The organism is Limnohabitans sp. TEGF003 (genome assembly GCF_055395455.1).
Map to the genome: position 1 here is coordinate 2736273 of NZ_AP029225.1, position 20951 is coordinate 2757223.

Consider the following 20951-nt stretch of genomic DNA (forward strand, 5'->3'; position numbering starts at 1 on the left):
TCCAGTCGCTCATGTCAAGCTTTCAACAAGTCCTTACCAATGATCAGCTGCTGCACTTCGGTGGCGCCTTCGTAAATGCGCAGCGCACGGATTTCGCGGTACAGCGACTCGACCATCACGCCTTTTTTGACGCCCATGCCGCCGTGCATCTGCACCGCCATGTCGATGATCTGTTGGGCGTTTTCGGTGGCGGTCATCTTGGCCATGGCTGCTTCGCGGGTGATGCGCCCGCCTTGGTCGCGCAACCAAGCGGCGCGGTAGGTCAAGAGCGTGGCCGCGTCCAGCATGGTGGCCATTTGGGCGATCTTGGTCTGGGTGATCTGGAAGTCACCCAAGCTCTGCCCAAACATCTTGCGCGAACGTGCCCAGCTGATGGACTCGTGCAGCGCACGCCGCCCAAAGCCCAAAGCGGCTGCCGCCACAGAGGTGCGGAACACATCGAGCGTGGCCATGGCGACCTTGAAGCCTTGGCCCGCTTCGCCAATGCGTTGATTGGCAGCCACCTTGCAGTTGTCGAACTTGAGCGTGGCCAACGGGTGCGGCGCGACCACGTCGATGCGCTCTTCGATGGACAGACCGGGCGTATCGGCATCGACAATGAAAGCCGTGATGCCGCGTGCGCCGGGGGCTTCGCCTGTGCGGGCGAACACCACATAAAAGTCGGCAATGCCGCCATTGCTGATCCAGGTCTTGCGGCCGTTGAGCACATAGCCGTCTGCCGTGGCCGTGGCGCTGCACTGCATGGCTGCCACGTCTGAGCCCGCATCGGGCTCGCTCAAGGCAAAGGCGCTCAAGGCCTGGCCCGACGCCACACGCGCCAGGTAGCGCTGCTTTTGATCGGGTGTGCCCATGAGGCTGATGGCGCCTGTGCCCAAGCCCTGCATGGCAAACGCGAAGTCCGACATACCGTTGTGGAAGGCCAGCGTTTCGCGCAGCAGGCACAGCTGGCGCGTGTCGATCACGTCCGACGCTGCGCCATAGGCCGTGCCCGATACTGCATGCTTGAGCCAGCCGCCGCTGCCCAGCAGGCGCACCAGACGGATGCATTCGGCGTCCACCGCGTCGCGGCTTTCGTCGTGGTGTACGTGGGCCAGGTGTTCGTTGCACCAGGCGTCCAGCCGCACTTTGAAGTCGCGGTGGCTGTCGTCAAAGAAGGGCCAGTCGAGTTCTGCTGGGTGTGACGCTGTGTGGTCGGACATGACTCAATCCCCCTCGAACACTGGCGTTTGCTTGCCCACAAAGGCGTGGTATGCCCGGTGGAAGTCGTTCGTGGCCATGCAGATGGCCTGGGCCTGGGCTTCGGCCTCGATGGCTTCGTCCACGCCCATGTTCCATTCCTGCTGCAGCATCTTCTTGGTGATGCCGTTGGCAAAGGTAGGGCCTGCCACCAGCTGTGCAGCCATGGCCTGGGCCTCGCTCAACACCTCGTCTGCGCCGCACACGCGGTTGTAAAAACCCCAGCGCTCGGCCTCCAGCGCGCCCAGGCCACGCCCAGTGAACAGCAGCTCGCTGGCGCGCCCCTGGCCGATGATGCGCGGCAAGAGCGCGCACGCGCCCATGTCGCAACCGGCCAGGCCCACCTTGTTGAACAGGAAATAGGTCTTGCTGCGCTCGGTGCCGTAGCGCAGGTCAGACGCCATGGCCAGGATCGCGCCTGCGCCCGCGCATACGCCGTCGATGGCGGCGATGATGGGTTGCGGGCAAGCGCGCATGGCCTTGACCAAGTCGCCCGTCATGCGGGTGAAGGCCAGGAGGCCGGGCATGTCCAGCTTCGTGAGCGGGCCAATGATCTCGTGCACATCACCGCCCGAGCAGAAGTTGCCGCCCTCGCCCGTGATGACCACGGCGTGGATGTCGGGCGCGTAGGGCAAGGCGCGGAAGAAATCGCGCAGCTCGGCGTACGAATCGAAGGACAGCGGATTCTTGCGTTCAGGGCGGTTCAGGCTCACGGTCGCGACACCGTCATTGACGGACAGCAAAAAATGCTCGGGCTGATAGCCCGCCATGGGCTGGTTGTGGCGGGGCAGCTGGTGCGGCTGGCCTGGCAGGTAGCGTGTGCTCATGGGATCTCCTCGGTTCATTCCGTGTGTGGGTGGATTGGGGGTGGGCTGGGTTGACCCGTCTTCAGGGTGCCCAGCAGTTGGTGCAGTTGCTCTTGCTGCTGTGCGGGCAAGGGCGACAGCAACTCGACCACCCAGTTTTCGTGGGCACTGGCCATGGCGGCAAAAGCCTCGCGACCAGCAGGCGTCAGGTGCACCGCAAACGCACGTCGGTCTCCGGGCTGGGGTTGGCGTTGCACGAGTTGTTCTTTTTCCAGCTGGTCGACTATGGCTGTGACGTTGCCGCCCGTGACCATCATGCGGCGCGACAGCTCGCTCATCGACAGGCCTCGCGGTTCGCGCTCCAGCTGCGCCATCAAGTCAAAGCGCGGCAGCGTGATGCCAAACTGCTCACGCAGGCGCTGGCGGATCGTATCTTCGATACGGGTGGTGGCCGACAACAGGCGCAGCCACAGGCGCAGCGAGGCGTGGTGGTCTGCGTGCGCACGCACTTCCATGTCAATATCAGGTCGAGCACTCATCCTGCCAGCTCCCCGCCGTCAATCGCAATGGCCTGGCCGTTGATCGCATCGCTGCCCGCTGCGCACAGCCACAACACGCTTTGCGCCACTTCGTTCGGTTGAACCAGGCGCTGCTGCGGGTTGCTGGCAGCCAGTGCCTGGCGGGCTTCAACTTCGCTCTTGCCGGTTTTGTTCACGATGTTCTGCACCGCTTCGCGCACGATGTCGGTCTCGGTGTAGCCGGGGCAAATGGCGTTCACCGTCACGCCTTTGCGGGCCAATTCCAGTGCCAAGGCCTTGGTCAGGCCCACCACACCGTGCTTGGCGGCTACATAGGCGCTCACATAGGCGTAGCCCTTGAGGCCCGCTGTGCTGGCGATGTTCACGATGCGTCCCGGTGTTCCGTTCGCTGCTGCTTCGAGCATGCCCGGCAGCACCGCCTGGATGCAGTGGTAAGTGCCCGTGAGGTTGACATTCAGCATCTGCTGCCACAGCGCGGCATCGGTTTTGGTAAAGGGCGCACTGTGTGCCTGACCCGCGTTGTTGACCAGGATGTTGACCGGACCCAAGCGGGCTTGCGCTTGCTGAACAGCCGCTTGCACGGCATATTCATCGGCCACATCCATGGGCGCAATCATCACCGCCACGTCGGGCACTTGCGCACGCAGGGCCTCGGCTTGCGCTTGCAGCTTGTCTTGCGAGCGACCACACAGTGTCAAGCGGCTTCCCGCCTGAGCCAAGGCCAGCGCGATGGCCGCACCAATGCCAGCACCCGCGCCTGTGATGAGGGCGTGGCGGTTGCTCAACATGCTTTAACCTCTGTAGGAGCGGCGCACTCGCCGCGAAGGATGCCCAACTTTGACGAAGGGGCACCCCCTGCTCTTTGATGCACCATCTCAATCCCCTTTGCCAGCGGTCTGCAGCGCACGCTCACGGGCAAAACCCGCTTCAAGCTGCGGCTTGCCCGACACGTAGCCACGCGGCCAAGCGATATCCTTGAAGCCGATGCGCGCCGCTTCGGTCAGTGTCCAGGCCGGGTTGGCCAGATGCGGGCGTGCCACGGCGCACAGGTCGGCGCGCCCTGCAGCCAGGATGCTGTTGACGTGGTCGGCTTCGCTGATGGCACCCACCGCGATGGTGGCGATGCCCGCTTCCTGGCGGATGCGGTCGGCAAACGGGGTCTGGTACATGCGGCCATAAGTGGGCTTTTGCTGCGTACTGACCTGGCCCGACGAGCAGTCGATCATATCGGCGCCTGCAGCCTTGAAGGCGCGTGCGATCTCGACCGCATCGCTCGGCGTGATGCCGCCTTCGACCCAGTCGTGCGCCGAGATGCGCACCGACATCGGCAGATGTTTGGGCCAGGCTGCACGCACGGCGGCAAACACTTCTAGCGGGTAACGCAGACGGTTGGCGAGCGAACCGCCGTACTCGTCGGTTCGCTGATTGGTCAATGGACTGATGAAACTCGACAAGAGATATCCGTGTGCACAGTGCAGTTCCAGCCAGTCAAAGCCTGCTTGGGCAGCGCGCTGCGTGCAGGCCACGAAGTCAGCCGTGACGCGCTCCATGTCGGCACGTGTCATGGCACGTGGCACATCGCCATGAGTCAGATACGGGATGGCTGACGCAGCGATCAGAGGCCAGTTGCCTTCTGCATCGTCTGCGGGCACAGGCTGGTCCATGCCCGCGCCTTGCCAGGGACGGCAGGTTGAGCCTTTGGGCCCGGCGTGTCCGATCTGCAGTCCGATCTTGGCGTCTGACTTGGCGTGCACCCAGTCCACTATTCTTGCAAAGTCGCTGGTCTGCTGGTCATTCCACAGGCCCGGGCAACCGTGCGTGATGCGGCCGTCGGCGCTGGGCGAAGTCATCTCGACCATCACCAGCCCTGCACCGCCCATGGCGCGTGCGCCCAAGTGCACAAGGTGGTCGTCGCCCACGCGGCCGTCCACCGCCATGTATTGCGCCATGGGCGAGACCACCACGCGGTTCTTGAGCGTGACAGAGCGCTGTGTATAAGGCGTGAACATCGGTGGGCGAATGCCCGGCGTGGCCGTGCGGCCTGCGAACCAGGCCTCGTAACCTTCGAGCCAGGCCTTGTCACGCAGACGCAAATTCTCGTGGCTGATGCGCTGGCTGCGGGTGAGCATGGAGTACATGAACTGCTCAGGTTCGAGCTGGTCGCAGTAGCGCTCGCCGCAGACCTCGAACCACTCCATCGCGTTCCAGGCGGCGTTCTGCAGGCGGATCACGTCGATCTCCCGCACGGCCTGGTACTTCTGCAGCACCTCGGGAATGCGGTCGGCCGTGTCGCCCACGGTCTTGAACTGGCGCACCAGCTCGATCGCGTCTTCGAGCGCGAGCTTGGTGCCCGAGCCGATCGCGAAGTGTGCGGTGTGCACCGCGTCACCCATCAGCACCACATGGCTGTTGCCGTTGAAATGCGACCAGTGGGCGCACTTGACGCGCTGGAAGTTGAGCCACGCCGATCCACGCAGGTGGCGGGCGTTGGTCATCAACTTTTCGCCTTGCAAGTTCTTGGCAAAGAGCTTTTCACAGAAGGCAATCGAGACATCCTGATCGGCCTTGTCCAGACCGTGGGCCAGCCAGACGTGCTCAGGGCATTCGACGATGAAGGTGGACGTCTGATTGTCGAACTTGTAGACGTGCGCCTGGAACCAGCCGTGTTCTGTCTTCTCGAACAAAAAGGTGAAGGCGTCGTACAAGCGGTTAGTGCCCAGCCAGATGTAGCGGTTGGGCCGGGTGACGATGTCGGGCTGAAAGACCTCGGGCAAACGGCTGCGTACGCGGGAATTGATGCCATCGCTGGCGATGATCAGATCGGCATCGGGGAAGTCCAGATCGGATTGCGCGTCCTGCTCAAACAGCAGCTTCACACCCAATTCCTCGCAACGAGCCTGCAATATGTTGAGCAACTTCTTTCGGCCGATGCCCACAAACCCGTGGCCGCCGGACCGGATCACGCGTTCCTTGAAGTGCAGCTCAATGTCATCCCAATGGTTAAAAGCCTGCTGCACCTCATTGGCGGTTTCAACGTCCCACTGGCGCATGTTTTCGAGCGTCTGGTCGGAAAACACAACACCCCAACCAAAGGTGTCATAGGGCTTGTTGCGCTCTACCACGGTGATGTCGTGCTGCGGGCCGAGTTTTTTCATCAGCAACGCGAAGTACAAGCCGGAAGGACCACCGCCAATGCACACGATTTTCATGTTCACTCTCTTTGCTTTAGACCATACAAACCCATTAATTCAGGTCCATATATTTCAGGCTTCAAGTATTTGAGCAAATGAACTCGCTGTCAATCAGGTAAAAACCCTTGCAAGGCAATGAAAAAATGGGGAAGTTGCATGTGGATGAGGAAACTCATCGCACAAAGCAAAACGCCCCACCGAACGGTGAGGCGTTTTGGGCTGTTAGAAGCCTGACGATGTCCTACTTTCACACGGGAATCCGCACTATCATCGGCGCTAAGTCGTTTCACTGTCCTGTTCGAGATGGGAAGGAGTGGGACCAACTTGCTATGGTCATCAGGCATAACTTGTTGTCATCTTGATATCAGTCAAGACAACGAATTCATAGAGTTTCGAATCAGATTTGGACTTTTCAGCCCGGCCTTTCAGCCTTTTTTGAATGCGTCAACTTGGCATAACAGCCTTGACCAATGCACACCCTTCGATGTGTGATCAAAGTTATAGGGTCAAGCCGCACGAGCAATTAGTATCGGTTAGCTTAACGCATTACTGCGCTTCCACACCCGACCTATCAACGTCCTGGTCTTGAACGACTCTTTAGGGGGCTCAAGGCCCCGGCAGATCTCATCTTGAAACGAGTTTCCCGCTTAGATGCTTTCAGCGGTTATCTCTTCCACACTTAGCTACTCGGCAATGCCACTGGCGTGACAACCGATACACCAGAGGTGTGTCCACTCCGGTCCTCTCGTACTAGGAGCAGGCTTCCTCAAATCTGCAGCGCCCACGGAAGATAGGGACCAAACTGTCTCACGACGTTTTAAACCCAGCTCACGTACCTCTTTAAATGGCGAACAGCCATACCCTTGGGACCGGCTACAGCCCCAGGATGAGATGAGCCGACATCGAGGTGCCAAACACCGCCGTCGATATGAACTCTTGGGCGGTATCAGCCTGTTATCCCCAGAGTACCTTTTATCCGTTGAGCGATGGCCCTTCCATACAGAACCACCGGATCACTATGTCCTACTTTCGTATCTGCTCGACTTGTCAGTCTCGCAGTTAAGCACGCTTATGCCATTGCACTATTATCACGATGTCCGACCGTAACTAGCGTACCTTCGAACTCCTCCGTTACGCTTTGGGAGGAGACCGCCCCAGTCAAACTGCCTACCATGCACTGTCCCCGATCCAGATAATGGACCTAGGTTAGAACCTCAAACACACCAGGGTGGTATTTCAACGTCGGCTCCATGAGAACTAGCGTCCTCACTTCAAAGCCTCCCACCTATCCTACACAGATCTGTTCAAAGTCCAATACAAAGCTACAGTAAAGGTTCATGGGGTCTTTCCGTCTTTCCGCGGGGAGATTGCATCATCACAAACATTTCAACTTCGCTGAGTCTCAGGAGGAGACAGTGTGGCCATCGTTACGCCATTCGTGCAGGTCGGAACTTACCCGACAAGGAATTTCGCTACCTTAGGACCGTTATAGTTACGGCCGCCGTTTACTGGGACTTCAATCAAGAGCTTGCACCCCATCATTTAATCTTCCAGCACCGGGCAGGCGTCACACCCTATACGTCCACTTTCGTGTTTGCAGAGTGCTGTGTTTTTATTAAACAGTCGCAGCCACCGATTTTTTGCAACCCCGTTGGGCTCCCTCTGTTCGAGTTCACCTACTTGGGGCATACCTTCTCCCGAAGTTACGGTATCAATTTGCCGAGTTCCTTCTCCTGAGTTCTCTCAAGCGCCTTAGAATACTCATCTCGCGCACCAGTGTCGGTTTGCGGTACGGTCAATGACAAGCTGAAGCTTAGTGGCTTTTCCTGGAAGCAGGGTATCACTCACTTCAGGTGCAAGCACCCTCGTTATCACCCCTCATCTAAGCCCGGCGGATTTGCCTACCGAGCACGACTACAGGCTTGAACCAACATATCCAACAGTTGGCTGAGCTAACCTTCTCCGTCCCCACATCGCACTTGTCATCGGTACAGGAATATTGACCTGTTTCCCATCAGCTACGCATCTCTGCCTCGCCTTAGGGGCCGACTCACTCTACGCCGATGAACGTTGCGTAGAAAACCTTGCGCTTACGGCGAGGGGGCTTTTCACCCCCTTTAACGCTACTCATGTCAGCATTCGCACTTCTGATACCTCCAGCATGCTTTACAACACACCTTCACAGGCCTACAGAACGCTCTCCTACCACTTGCAATAAATTGCAAATCCGCAGCTTCGGTAACTGGCTTAGCCCCGTTACATCTTCCGCGCAGGACGACTCGATCAGTGAGCTATTACGCTTTCTTTAAATGATGGCTGCTTCTAAGCCAACATCCTGACTGTTTTAGCCTTCCCACTTCGTTTCCCACTTAGCCAATTTTAGGGACCTTAGCTGGCGGTCTGGGTTGTTTCCCTCTTGAGTCCGGACGTTAGCACCCGGTGCTCTGTCTCCCAAGCTGTACTCTGCGGTATTCGGAGTTTGCCTTGGTTTGGTAAGTCGCCATGACCCCCTAGCCAAAACAGTGCTCTACCCCCGCAGGTAATACTTGAGGCACTACCTAAATAGTTTTCGGAGAGAACCAGCTATTTCCAAGTTTGTTTAGCCTTTCACCCCTATCCACAGGTCATCCGCTAATTTTGCAACATTAGTCGGTTCGGACCTCCAGTACCTGTTACGGCACCTTCATCCTGCCCATGGATAGATCACTTGGTTTCGGGTCTACACCCAGCGACTGATCGCCCTATTCGGACTCGATTTCTCTACGGCTTCCCTATTCGGTTAACCTTGCCACTGAATGTAAGTCGCTGACCCATTATACAAAAGGTACGCAGTCACCCTTGCGGGCTCCTACTTTTTGTAAGCATGCGGTTTCAGGATCTATTTCACTCCCCTCCCGGGGTTCTTTTCGCCTTTCCCTCACGGTACTTGTTCACTATCGGTCAATGATGAGTATTTAGCCTTGGAGGATGGTCCCCCCATATTCAGACAGGATTTCTCGTGTCCCGCCCTACTTGTCGTTAGCTCAGTACCACACATTTGTTTTCGCATACGGGACTATCACCCTCTATGGTCGGCCTTTCCATGCCGCTTTGCTAACAATTGCGCTATCACTAACAGGCTCTTCCGATTTCGCTCGCCACTACTTTCGGAATCTCGGTTGATGTCTTTTCCTCGAGCTACTGAGATGTTTCAGTTCACCCGGTTCGCCTCGCATGACTATGTATTCATCATGCGATACCCCGAAGGGTGGGTTTCCCCATTCAGAAATCTCCGGATCAAAGCTTATTTGCCAGCTCCCCGAAGCTTATCGCAGGCTTTCACGTCTTTCGTCGCCTATCATTGCCAAGGCATCCACCACATGCTCTTAGTCACTTGACCCTATAACTTTGAACTCTCTTATCGAGAACCCATCGTTATTTCAAGGACTGTCTGTCAGGTCTTTCACCTGACGCGTTATGCCGTAATGTGAATATTCCTTCAACACCGGATATTTCTATCCAACATTAAAAGAACAATTCGTCATTACTGAATCTCAACTGCCTTTCGGCACCGTTGAATATTCGTTTTGACGCAATCAAAAAATTGTCACCAGGGGCACGGTCCGCACTAAACCTTTACGAATGTGCGGTTTCCCCTGGCAACTCTGATTCGACTCTATGAATTTTTAAAGAACAGCCGTGTGTCTTGCGACACTTGTCAATCGATCAATATCAATCAACACAAAAACAGCCTTTACAAACTTCTTGCAAAGCAGCTTTTGTTTTGAATGAACAATCTGCGAGATCCATACAGACCCCAGACATTCGATAAGTGATGGTGGAGGATGACGGGATCGAACCGACGACCCCCTGCTTGCAAAGCAGGTGCTCTCCCAGCTGAGCTAATCCCCCGGTGTCTTACCCTCTTGCGCCTTACAGCGCTTGTCCTCAGAAGGATTGGTGGGTCTGGTTGGTCTCGAACCAACGACCCCTGCGTTATCAACACAGTGCTCTAACCAACTGAGCTACAGACCCAAGCCGGTCACCAATAACCCAAGCAAAGCCCAAGCCGTCAGCGACAACCTTCCAACAACCGATAAGTGTGAGCGTTCAATTTAGATTGCAGTTTCCAGAAAGGAGGTGATCCAGCCGCACCTTCCGATACGGCTACCTTGTTACGACTTCACCCCAGTCACGAACCCCGCCGTGGTAATCGCCCTCCTTGCGGTTAGGCTAACTACTTCTGGCGAGACCCGCTCCCATGGTGTGACGGGCGGTGTGTACAAGACCCGGGAACGTATTCACCGTGACATTCTGATCCACGATTACTAGCGATTCCGACTTCACGCAGTCGAGTTGCAGACTGCGATCCGGACTACGACTGGTTTTATGGGATTAGCTCCCCCTCGCGGGTTGGCAACCCTTTGTACCAGCCATTGTATGACGTGTGTAGCCCCACCTATAAGGGCCATGAGGACTTGACGTCATCCCCACCTTCCTCCGGTTTGTCACCGGCAGTCTCATTAGAGTGCCCAACTGAATGTAGCAACTAATGACAAGGGTTGCGCTCGTTGCGGGACTTAACCCAACATCTCACGACACGAGCTGACGACAGCCATGCAGCACCTGTGTTACGGTTCTCTTTCGAGCACGAAGCTATCTCTAGCGACTTCCGTACATGTCAAAGGTGGGTAAGGTTTTTCGCGTTGCATCGAATTAAACCACATCATCCACCGCTTGTGCGGGTCCCCGTCAATTCCTTTGAGTTTCAACCTTGCGGCCGTACTCCCCAGGCGGTCAACTTCACGCGTTAGCTTCGTTACTGAGTCAGTGAAGACCCAACAACCAGTTGACATCGTTTAGGGCGTGGACTACCAGGGTATCTAATCCTGTTTGCTCCCCACGCTTTCGTGCATGAGCGTCAGTACAGGTCCAGGGGATTGCCTTCGCCATCGGTGTTCCTCCGCATATCTACGCATTTCACTGCTACACGCGGAATTCCATCCCCCTCTACCGTACTCTAGCTATGCAGTCACAAAGGCAGTTCCCAGGTTGAGCCCGGGGATTTCACCTCTGTCTTACATAACCGCCTGCGCACGCTTTACGCCCAGTAATTCCGATTAACGCTTGCACCCTACGTATTACCGCGGCTGCTGGCACGTAGTTAGCCGGTGCTTATTCTTACGGTACCGTCATGAGCTCCCAGTATTAATGGAAACCTTTTCGTTCCGTACAAAAGCAGTTTACAACCCGAGGGCCTTCATCCTGCACGCGGAATGGCTGGATCAGACTTGCGTCCATTGTCCAAAATTCCCCACTGCTGCCTCCCGTAGGAGTCTGGACCGTGTCTCAGTTCCAGTGTGGCTGGTCGTCCTCTCAGACCAGCTACAGATCGTTGGCTTGGTGAGCCTTTACCCCACCAACTACCTAATCTGATATCGGCCGCTCCAATCGCGCGAGGCCTTACGGTCCCCCGCTTTCATCCGTAGATCGTATGCGGTATTAGCGTAACTTTCGCTACGTTATCCCCCACGACTGGGCACGTTCCGATATATTACTCACCCGTTCGCCACTCTCGAGGGGTTGCCCCCTCTACCGTTCGACTTGCATGTGTAAAGCATTCCGCCAGCGTTCAATCTGAGCCAGGATCAAACTCTATAGTTCGATCTTGATTTTTTTCGCTCTTTCGAGCAACTCATAAATTGGAATCAACGCGGACATCATCTCTGATATCCACATCTTTTTTACTTCATGAGCGTTTGTTAGCTAATTAAAGCTAAGTTCCGAAGAACTTGGCAATCACCATCAAACGCCCACGCTTATCGGCTGTATATTTTTAAAGAACCCAAGCAGCTTAGAGCCACTTTTCTTGCCTCGCCGCGATCAGCGAAGCCTTCCATTGTATCACGCTTTTGCGCTTTCTTTAGAAGAATTTGAATGTCTTCTAAAGAAAACGCCCCACCGAACGGTGAGGCGTTTTGGGCTGTTAGAAGCCTGACGATGTCCTACTTTCACACGGGAATCCGCACTATCATCGGCGCTAAGTCGTTTCACTGTCCTGTTCGAGATGGGAAGGAGTGGGACCAACTTGCTATGGTCATCAGGCATAACTTGTTGTCATCTTGATATCAGTCAAGACAACGAATTCATAGAGTTTCGAATCAGATTTGGACTTTTCAGCCCGGCCTTTCAGCCTTTTTTGAATGCGTCAACTTGGCATAACAGCCTTGACCAATGCACACCCTTCGATGTGTGATCAAAGTTATAGGGTCAAGCCGCACGAGCAATTAGTATCGGTTAGCTTAACGCATTACTGCGCTTCCACACCCGACCTATCAACGTCCTGGTCTTGAACGACTCTTTAGGGGGCTCAAGGCCCCGGCAGATCTCATCTTGAAACGAGTTTCCCGCTTAGATGCTTTCAGCGGTTATCTCTTCCACACTTAGCTACTCGGCAATGCCACTGGCGTGACAACCGATACACCAGAGGTGTGTCCACTCCGGTCCTCTCGTACTAGGAGCAGGCTTCCTCAAATCTGCAGCGCCCACGGAAGATAGGGACCAAACTGTCTCACGACGTTTTAAACCCAGCTCACGTACCTCTTTAAATGGCGAACAGCCATACCCTTGGGACCGGCTACAGCCCCAGGATGAGATGAGCCGACATCGAGGTGCCAAACACCGCCGTCGATATGAACTCTTGGGCGGTATCAGCCTGTTATCCCCAGAGTACCTTTTATCCGTTGAGCGATGGCCCTTCCATACAGAACCACCGGATCACTATGTCCTACTTTCGTATCTGCTCGACTTGTCAGTCTCGCAGTTAAGCACGCTTATGCCATTGCACTATTATCACGATGTCCGACCGTAACTAGCGTACCTTCGAACTCCTCCGTTACGCTTTGGGAGGAGACCGCCCCAGTCAAACTGCCTACCATGCACTGTCCCCGATCCAGATAATGGACCTAGGTTAGAACCTCAAACACACCAGGGTGGTATTTCAACGTCGGCTCCATGAGAACTAGCGTCCTCACTTCAAAGCCTCCCACCTATCCTACACAGATCTGTTCAAAGTCCAATACAAAGCTACAGTAAAGGTTCATGGGGTCTTTCCGTCTTTCCGCGGGGAGATTGCATCATCACAAACATTTCAACTTCGCTGAGTCTCAGGAGGAGACAGTGTGGCCATCGTTACGCCATTCGTGCAGGTCGGAACTTACCCGACAAGGAATTTCGCTACCTTAGGACCGTTATAGTTACGGCCGCCGTTTACTGGGACTTCAATCAAGAGCTTGCACCCCATCATTTAATCTTCCAGCACCGGGCAGGCGTCACACCCTATACGTCCACTTTCGTGTTTGCAGAGTGCTGTGTTTTTATTAAACAGTCGCAGCCACCGATTTTTTGCAACCCCGTTGGGCTCCCTCTGTTCGAGTTCACCTACTTGGGGCATACCTTCTCCCGAAGTTACGGTATCAATTTGCCGAGTTCCTTCTCCTGAGTTCTCTCAAGCGCCTTAGAATACTCATCTCGCGCACCAGTGTCGGTTTGCGGTACGGTCAATGACAAGCTGAAGCTTAGTGGCTTTTCCTGGAAGCAGGGTATCACTCACTTCAGGTGCAAGCACCCTCGTTATCACCCCTCATCTAAGCCCGGCGGATTTGCCTACCGAGCACGACTACAGGCTTGAACCAACATATCCAACAGTTGGCTGAGCTAACCTTCTCCGTCCCCACATCGCACTTGTCATCGGTACAGGAATATTGACCTGTTTCCCATCAGCTACGCATCTCTGCCTCGCCTTAGGGGCCGACTCACTCTACGCCGATGAACGTTGCGTAGAAAACCTTGCGCTTACGGCGAGGGGGCTTTTCACCCCCTTTAACGCTACTCATGTCAGCATTCGCACTTCTGATACCTCCAGCATGCTTTACAACACACCTTCACAGGCCTACAGAACGCTCTCCTACCACTTGCAATAAATTGCAAATCCGCAGCTTCGGTAACTGGCTTAGCCCCGTTACATCTTCCGCGCAGGACGACTCGATCAGTGAGCTATTACGCTTTCTTTAAATGATGGCTGCTTCTAAGCCAACATCCTGACTGTTTTAGCCTTCCCACTTCGTTTCCCACTTAGCCAATTTTAGGGACCTTAGCTGGCGGTCTGGGTTGTTTCCCTCTTGAGTCCGGACGTTAGCACCCGGTGCTCTGTCTCCCAAGCTGTACTCTGCGGTATTCGGAGTTTGCCTTGGTTTGGTAAGTCGCCATGACCCCCTAGCCAAAACAGTGCTCTACCCCCGCAGGTAATACTTGAGGCACTACCTAAATAGTTTTCGGAGAGAACCAGCTATTTCCAAGTTTGTTTAGCCTTTCACCCCTATCCACAGGTCATCCGCTAATTTTGCAACATTAGTCGGTTCGGACCTCCAGTACCTGTTACGGCACCTTCATCCTGCCCATGGATAGATCACTTGGTTTCGGGTCTACACCCAGCGACTGATCGCCCTATTCGGACTCGATTTCTCTACGGCTTCCCTATTCGGTTAACCTTGCCACTGAATGTAAGTCGCTGACCCATTATACAAAAGGTACGCAGTCACCCTTGCGGGCTCCTACTTTTTGTAAGCATGCGGTTTCAGGATCTATTTCACTCCCCTCCCGGGGTTCTTTTCGCCTTTCCCTCACGGTACTTGTTCACTATCGGTCAATGATGAGTATTTAGCCTTGGAGGATGGTCCCCCCATATTCAGACAGGATTTCTCGTGTCCCGCCCTACTTGTCGTTAGCTCAGTACCACACATTTGTTTTCGCATACGGGACTATCACCCTCTATGGTCGGCCTTTCCATGCCGCTTTGCTAACAATTGCGCTATCACTAACAGGCTCTTCCGATTTCGCTCGCCACTACTTTCGGAATCTCGGTTGATGTCTTTTCCTCGAGCTACTGAGATGTTTCAGTTCACCCGGTTCGCCTCGCATGACTATGTATTCATCATGCGATACCCCGAAGGGTGGGTTTCCCCATTCAGAAATCTCCGGATCAAAGCTTATTTGCCAGCTCCCCGAAGCTTATCGCAGGCTTTCACGTCTTTCGTCGCCTATCATTGCCAAGGCATCCACCACATGCTCTTAGTCACTTGACCCTATAACTTTGAACTCTCTTATCGAGAACCCATCGTTATTTCAAGGACTGTCTGTCAGGTCTTTCACCTGACGCGTTATGCCGTAATGTGAATATTCCTTCAACACCGGATATTTCTATCCAACATTAAAAGAACAATTCGTCATTACTGAATCTCAACTGCCTTTCGGCACCGTTGAATATTCGTTTTGACGCAATCAAAAAATTGTCACCAGGGGCACGGTCCGCACTAAACCTTTACGAATGTGCGGTTTCCCCTGGCAACTCTGATTCGACTCTATGAATTTTTAAAGAACAGCCGTGTGTCTTGCGACACTTGTCAATCGATCAATATCAATCAACACAAAAACAGCCTTTACAAACTTCTTGCAAAGCAGCTTTTGTTTTGAATGAACAATCTGCGAGATCCATACAGACCCCAGACATTCGATAAGTGATGGTGGAGGATGACGGGATCGAACCGACGACCCCCTGCTTGCAAAGCAGGTGCTCTCCCAGCTGAGCTAATCCCCCGGTGTCTTACCCTCTTGCGCCTTACAGCGCTTGTCCTCAGAAGGATTGGTGGGTCTGGTTGGTCTCGAACCAACGACCCCTGCGTTATCAACACAGTGCTCTAACCAACTGAGCTACAGACCCAAGCCGGTCACCAATAACCCAAGCAAAGCCCAAGCCGTCAGCGACAACCTTCCAACAACCGATAAGTGTGAGCGTTCAATTTAGATTGCAGTTTCCAGAAAGGAGGTGATCCAGCCGCACCTTCCGATACGGCTACCTTGTTACGACTTCACCCCAGTCACGAACCCCGCCGTGGTAATCGCCCTCCTTGCGGTTAGGCTAACTACTTCTGGCGAGACCCGCTCCCATGGTGTGACGGGCGGTGTGTACAAGACCCGGGAACGTATTCACCGTGACATTCTGATCCACGATTACTAGCGATTCCGACTTCACGCAGTCGAGTTGCAGACTGCGATCCGGACTACGACTGGTTTTATGGGATTAGCTCCCCCTCGCGGGTTGGCAACCCTTTGTACCAGCCATTGTATGACGTGTGTAGCCCCACCTATAAGGGCCATGAGGACTTGACGTCATCCCCACCTTCCTCCGGTTTGTCACCGGCAGTCTCATTAGAGTGCCCAACTGAATGTAGCAACTAATGACAAGGGTTGCGCTCGTTGCGGGACTTAACCCAACATCTCACGACACGAGCTGACGACAGCCATGCAGCACCTGTGTTACGGTTCTCTTTCGAGCACGAAGCTATCTCTAGCGACTTCCGTACATGTCAAAGGTGGGTAAGGTTTTTCGCGTTGCATCGAATTAAACCACATCATCCACCGCTTGTGCGGGTCCCCGTCAATTCCTTTGAGTTTCAACCTTGCGGCCGTACTCCCCAGGCGGTCAACTTCACGCGTTAGCTTCGTTACTGAGTCAGTGAAGACCCAACAACCAGTTGACATCGTTTAGGGCGTGGACTACCAGGGTATCTAATCCTGTTTGCTCCCCACGCTTTCGTGCATGAGCGTCAGTACAGGTCCAGGGGATTGCCTTCGCCATCGGTGTTCCTCCGCATATCTACGCATTTCACTGCTACACGCGGAATTCCATCCCCCTCTACCGTACTCTAGCTATGCAGTCACAAAGGCAGTTCCCAGGTTGAGCCCGGGGATTTCACCTCTGTCTTACATAACCGCCTGCGCACGCTTTACGCCCAGTAATTCCGATTAACGCTTGCACCCTACGTATTACCGCGGCTGCTGGCACGTAGTTAGCCGGTGCTTATTCTTACGGTACCGTCATGAGCTCCCAGTATTAATGGAAACCTTTTCGTTCCGTACAAAAGCAGTTTACAACCCGAGGGCCTTCATCCTGCACGCGGAATGGCTGGATCAGACTTGCGTCCATTGTCCAAAATTCCCCACTGCTGCCTCCCGTAGGAGTCTGGACCGTGTCTCAGTTCCAGTGTGGCTGGTCGTCCTCTCAGACCAGCTACAGATCGTTGGCTTGGTGAGCCTTTACCCCACCAACTACCTAATCTGATATCGGCCGCTCCAATCGCGCGAGGCCTTACGGTCCCCCGCTTTCATCCGTAGATCGTATGCGGTATTAGCGTAACTTTCGCTACGTTATCCCCCACGACTGGGCACGTTCCGATATATTACTCACCCGTTCGCCACTCTCGAGGGGTTGCCCCCTCTACCGTTCGACTTGCATGTGTAAAGCATTCCGCCAGCGTTCAATCTGAGCCAGGATCAAACTCTATAGTTCGATCTTGATTTTTTTCGCTCTTTCGAGCAACTCATAAATTGGAATCAACGCGGACATCATCTCTGATATCCACATCTTTTTTACTTCATGAGCGTTTGTTAGCTAATTAAAGCTAAGTTCCGAAGAACTTGGCAATCACCATCAAACGCCCACGCTTATCGGCTGTATATTTTTAAAGAACCCAAGCAGCTTAGAGCCACTTTTCTTGCCTCGCCGCGATCAGCGAAGCCTTCCATTGTATCACGCTTTTGCGCTTTCTTTAGAAGAATTTGAATGTCTTCTAAAGAAAACGCCCCACCGAACGGTGAGGCGTTTTGGGCTGTTAGAAGCCTGACGATGTCCTACTTTCACACGGGAATCCGCACTATCATCGGCGCTAAGTCGTTTCACTGTCCTGTTCGAGATGGGAAGGAGTGGGACCAACTTGCTATGGTCATCAGGCATAACTTGTTGTCATCTTGATATCAGTCAAGACAACGAATTCATAGAGTTTCGAATCAGATTTGGACTTTTCAGCCCGGCCTTTCAGCCTTTTTTGAATGCGTCAACTTGGCATAACAGCCTTGACCAATGCACACCCTTCGATGTGTGATCAAAGTTATAGGGTCAAGCCGCACGAGCAATTAGTATCGGTTAGCTTAACGCATTACTGCGCTTCCACACCCGACCTATCAACGTCCTGGTCTTGAACGACTCTTTAGGGGGCTCAAGGCCCCGGCAGATCTCATCTTGAAACGAGTTTCCCGCTTAGATGCTTTCAGCGGTTATCTCTTCCACACTTAGCTACTCGGCAATGCCACTGGCGTGACAACCGATACACCAGAGGTGTGTCCACTCCGGTCCTCTCGTACTAGGAGCAGGCTTCCTCAAATCTGCAGCGCCCACGGAAGATAGGGACCAAACTGTCTCACGACGTTTTAAACCCAGCTCACGTACCTCTTTAAATGGCGAACAGCCATACCCTTGGGACCGGCTACAGCCCCAGGATGAGATGAGCCGACATCGAGGTGCCAAACACCGCCGTCGATATGAACTCTTGGGCGGTATCAGCCTGTTATCCCCAGAGTACCTTTTATCCGTTGAGCGATGGCCCTTCCATACAGAACCACCGGATCACTATGTCCTACTTTCGTATCTGCTCGACTTGTCAGTCTCGCAGTTAAGCACGCTTATGCCATTGCACTATTATCACGATGTCCGACCGTAACTAGCGTACCTTCGAACTCCTCCGTTACGCTTTGGGAGGAGACCGCCCCAGTCAAACTGCCTACCATGCACTGTCCCCGATCCAGATAATGGACCTAGGTTAGAACCTCAAACACACCAGGGTGGTATTTCAACGTCGGCTCCATGAGAACTAGCGTCCTCACTTCAAAGCCTCCCACCTATCCTACACAGATCTGTTCAAAGTCCAATACAAAGCTACAGTAAAGGTTCATGGGGTCTTTCCGTCTTTCCGCGGGGAGATTGCATCATCACAAACATTTCAACTTCGCTGAGTCTCAGGAGGAGACAGTGTGGCCATCGTTACGCCATTCGTGCAGGTCGGAACTTACCCGACAAGGAATTTCGCTACCTTAGGACCGTTATAGTTACGGCCGCCGTTTACTGGGACTTCAATCAAGAGCTTGCACCCCATCATTTAATCTTCCAGCACCGGGCAGGCGTCACACCCTATACGTCCACTTTCGTGTTTGCAGAGTGCTGTGTTTTTATTAAACAGTCGCAGCCACCGATTTTTTGCAACCCCGTTGGGCTCCCTCTGTTCGAGTTCACCTACTTGGGGCATACCTTCTCCCGAAGTTACGGTATCAATTTGCCGAGTTCCTTCTCCTGAGTTCTCTCAAGCGCCTTAGAATACTCATCTCGCGCACCAGTGTCGGTTTGCGGTACGGTCAATGACAAGCTGAAGCTTAGTGGCTTTTCCTGGAAGCAGGGTATCACTCACTTCAGGTGCAAGCACCCTCGTTATCACCCCTCATCTAAGCCCGGCGGATTTGCCTACCGAGCACGACTACAGGCTTGAACCAACATATCCAACAGTTGGCTGAGCTAACCTTCTCCGTCCCCACATCGCACTTGTCATCGGTACAGGAATATTGACCTGTTTCCCATCAGCTACGCATCTCTGCCTCGCCTTAGGGGCCGACTCACTCTACGCCGATGAACGTTGCGTAGAAAACCTTGCGCTTACGGCGAGGGGGCTTTTCACCCCCTTTAACGCTACTCATGTCAGCATTCGCACTTCTGATACCTCCAGCATGCTTTACAACACACCTTCACAGGCCTACAGAACGCTCTCCTACCACTTGCAATAAATTGCAAATCCGCAGCTTCGGTAACTGGCTTAGCCCCGTTACATCTTCCGCGCAGGACGACTCGATCAGTGAGCTATTACGCTTTCTTTAAATGATGGCTGCTTCTAAGCCAACATCCTGACTGTTTTAGCCTTCCCACTTCGTTTCCCACTTAGCCAATTTTAGGGACCTTAGCTGGCGGTCTGGGTTGTTTCCCTCTTGAGTCCGGACGTTAGCACCCGGTGCTCTGTCTCCCAAGCTGTACTCTGCGGTATTCGGAGTTTGCCTTGGTTTGGTAAGTCGCCATGACCCCCTAGCCAAAACAGTGCTCTACCCCCGCAGGTAATACTTGAGGCACTACCTAAATAGTTTTCGGAGAGAACCAGCTATTTCCAAGTTTGTTTAGCCTTTCACCCCTATCCACAGGTCATCCGCTAATTTTGCAACATTAGTCGGTTCGGACCTCCAGTACCTGTTACGGCACCTTCATCCTGCCCATGGATAGATCACTTGGTTTCGGGTCTACACCCAGCGACTGATCGCCCTATTCGGACTCGATTTCTCTACGGCTTCCCTATTCGGTTAACCTTGCCACTGAATGTAAGTCGCTGACCCATTATACAAAAGGTACGCAGTCACCCTTGCGGGCTCCTACTTTTTGTAAGCATGCGGTTTCAGGATCTATTTCACTCCCCTCCCGGGGTTCTTTTCGCCTTTCCCTCACGGTACTTGTTCACTATCGGTCAATGATGAGTATTTAGCCTTGGAGGATGGTCCCCCCATATTCAGACAGGATTTCTCGTGTCCCGCCCTACTTGTCGTTAGCTCAGTACCACACATTTGTTTTCGCATACGGGACTATCACCCTCTATGGTCGGCCTTTCCATGCCGCTTTGCTAACAATTGCGCTATCACTAACAGGCTCTTCCGATTTCGCTCGCCACTACTTTCGGAATCTCGGTTGATGTCTTTTCCTCGAGCTACTGAGATGTTTCAGTTCACCCGGTTCGCCTCGCATGACTATGTATTCATCATGCGATACCCCGAAGGGTGGGTTTCCCCATTCAGAAATCTCCGGATCAAAGCTTATTTGCCAGCTCCCCGAAGCTTATCGCAGGCTTTCACGTCTTTCGTCGCCTATCATTGCCAAGGCATCCACCACATGCTCTTAGTCACTTGACCCTATAACTTTGAACTCTCTTATCGAGAACCCATCGTTATTTCAAGGACTGTCTGTCAGGTCTTTCACCTGACGCGTTATGCCGTAATGTGAATATTCCTTCAACACCGGATATTTCTATCCAACATTAAAAGAACAATTCGTCATTACTGAATCTCAACTGCCTTTCGGCACCGTTGAATATTCGTTTTGACGCAATCAAAAAATTGTCACCAGGGGCACGGTCCGCACTAAACCTTTACGAATGTGCGGTTTCCCCTGGCAACTCTGATTCGACTCTATGAATTTTTAAAGAACAGCCGTGTGTCTTGCGACA

5 protein-coding genes, 4 tRNA genes and 8 rRNA genes are annotated in these 20951 nt (G+C 53.8%); all 17 read right to left on the bottom strand.

Annotation, left to right across the window (positions count from 1 at the left end):
• Positions 1-14: 14 nt before the first annotated feature.
• On the bottom strand, positions 15-1199 hold the full coding sequence (locus ACZ5RT_RS12965; RefSeq protein ID WP_464452748.1) for an acyl-CoA dehydrogenase family protein: 1185 nt from the start codon (positions 1197-1199) through the stop codon (positions 15-17).
• A gap of 3 nt (positions 1200-1202) precedes the next feature.
• Complete coding sequence (locus ACZ5RT_RS12970) at positions 1203-2063, bottom strand: enoyl-CoA hydratase family protein (RefSeq protein WP_464452749.1); 861 nt, start codon at positions 2061-2063, stop codon at positions 1203-1205.
• Positions 2064-2077: 14 nt separating this feature from the next.
• Complete coding sequence (locus ACZ5RT_RS12975) at positions 2078-2581, bottom strand: MarR family winged helix-turn-helix transcriptional regulator (RefSeq protein WP_291923680.1); 504 nt, start codon at positions 2579-2581, stop codon at positions 2078-2080.
• Positions 2578-3369, bottom strand: coding sequence for an SDR family NAD(P)-dependent oxidoreductase (locus ACZ5RT_RS12980; protein WP_464452750.1), 792 nt, complete (start codon positions 3367-3369; stop codon positions 2578-2580). The genes ACZ5RT_RS12975 and ACZ5RT_RS12980 overlap by 4 nt, the downstream gene beginning before the upstream one ends.
• An 87-nt stretch (positions 3370-3456) precedes the next feature.
• Positions 3457-5790, bottom strand: coding sequence for a bifunctional salicylyl-CoA 5-hydroxylase/oxidoreductase (locus ACZ5RT_RS12985; protein ID WP_464452751.1), 2334 nt, complete (start codon positions 5788-5790; stop codon positions 3457-3459).
• A 210-nt stretch (positions 5791-6000) separates the two neighbouring features.
• A 5S ribosomal RNA gene (gene rrf, locus ACZ5RT_RS12990) occupies positions 6001-6113 on the bottom strand.
• Between the two features lie 161 nt (positions 6114-6274).
• Positions 6275-9151 (bottom strand): 23S ribosomal RNA (locus ACZ5RT_RS12995).
• 436 nt (positions 9152-9587) lie between these two features.
• Positions 9588-9663, bottom strand: a tRNA-Ala gene (locus ACZ5RT_RS13000).
• Between the two features lie 46 nt (positions 9664-9709).
• Positions 9710-9786: transfer RNA gene (locus tag ACZ5RT_RS13005), tRNA-Ile, on the bottom strand.
• Between the two features lie 98 nt (positions 9787-9884).
• Positions 9885-11415, bottom strand: a 16S ribosomal RNA gene (locus tag ACZ5RT_RS13010).
• Positions 11416-11743: 328 nt separating this feature from the next.
• Positions 11744-11856 (bottom strand): 5S ribosomal RNA (gene rrf / locus ACZ5RT_RS13015).
• A 161-nt stretch (positions 11857-12017) separates the two neighbouring features.
• Positions 12018-14894 (bottom strand): 23S ribosomal RNA (locus ACZ5RT_RS13020).
• Between the two features lie 436 nt (positions 14895-15330).
• Positions 15331-15406, bottom strand: a tRNA-Ala gene (locus ACZ5RT_RS13025).
• A gap of 46 nt (positions 15407-15452) precedes the next feature.
• Positions 15453-15529, bottom strand: a tRNA-Ile gene (locus tag ACZ5RT_RS13030).
• A gap of 98 nt (positions 15530-15627) precedes the next feature.
• Positions 15628-17158: ribosomal RNA gene (locus ACZ5RT_RS13035) — 16S ribosomal RNA — on the bottom strand.
• 328 nt (positions 17159-17486) lie between these two features.
• Positions 17487-17599, bottom strand: a 5S ribosomal RNA gene (rrf, locus tag ACZ5RT_RS13040).
• Positions 17600-17760: 161 nt separating this feature from the next.
• Positions 17761-20637, bottom strand: a 23S ribosomal RNA gene (locus ACZ5RT_RS13045).
• The 16S, 23S and 5S rRNA genes sit together here with 4 tRNA genes alongside, the layout of an rRNA operon.
• Positions 20638-20951 lie beyond the last annotated feature (314 nt).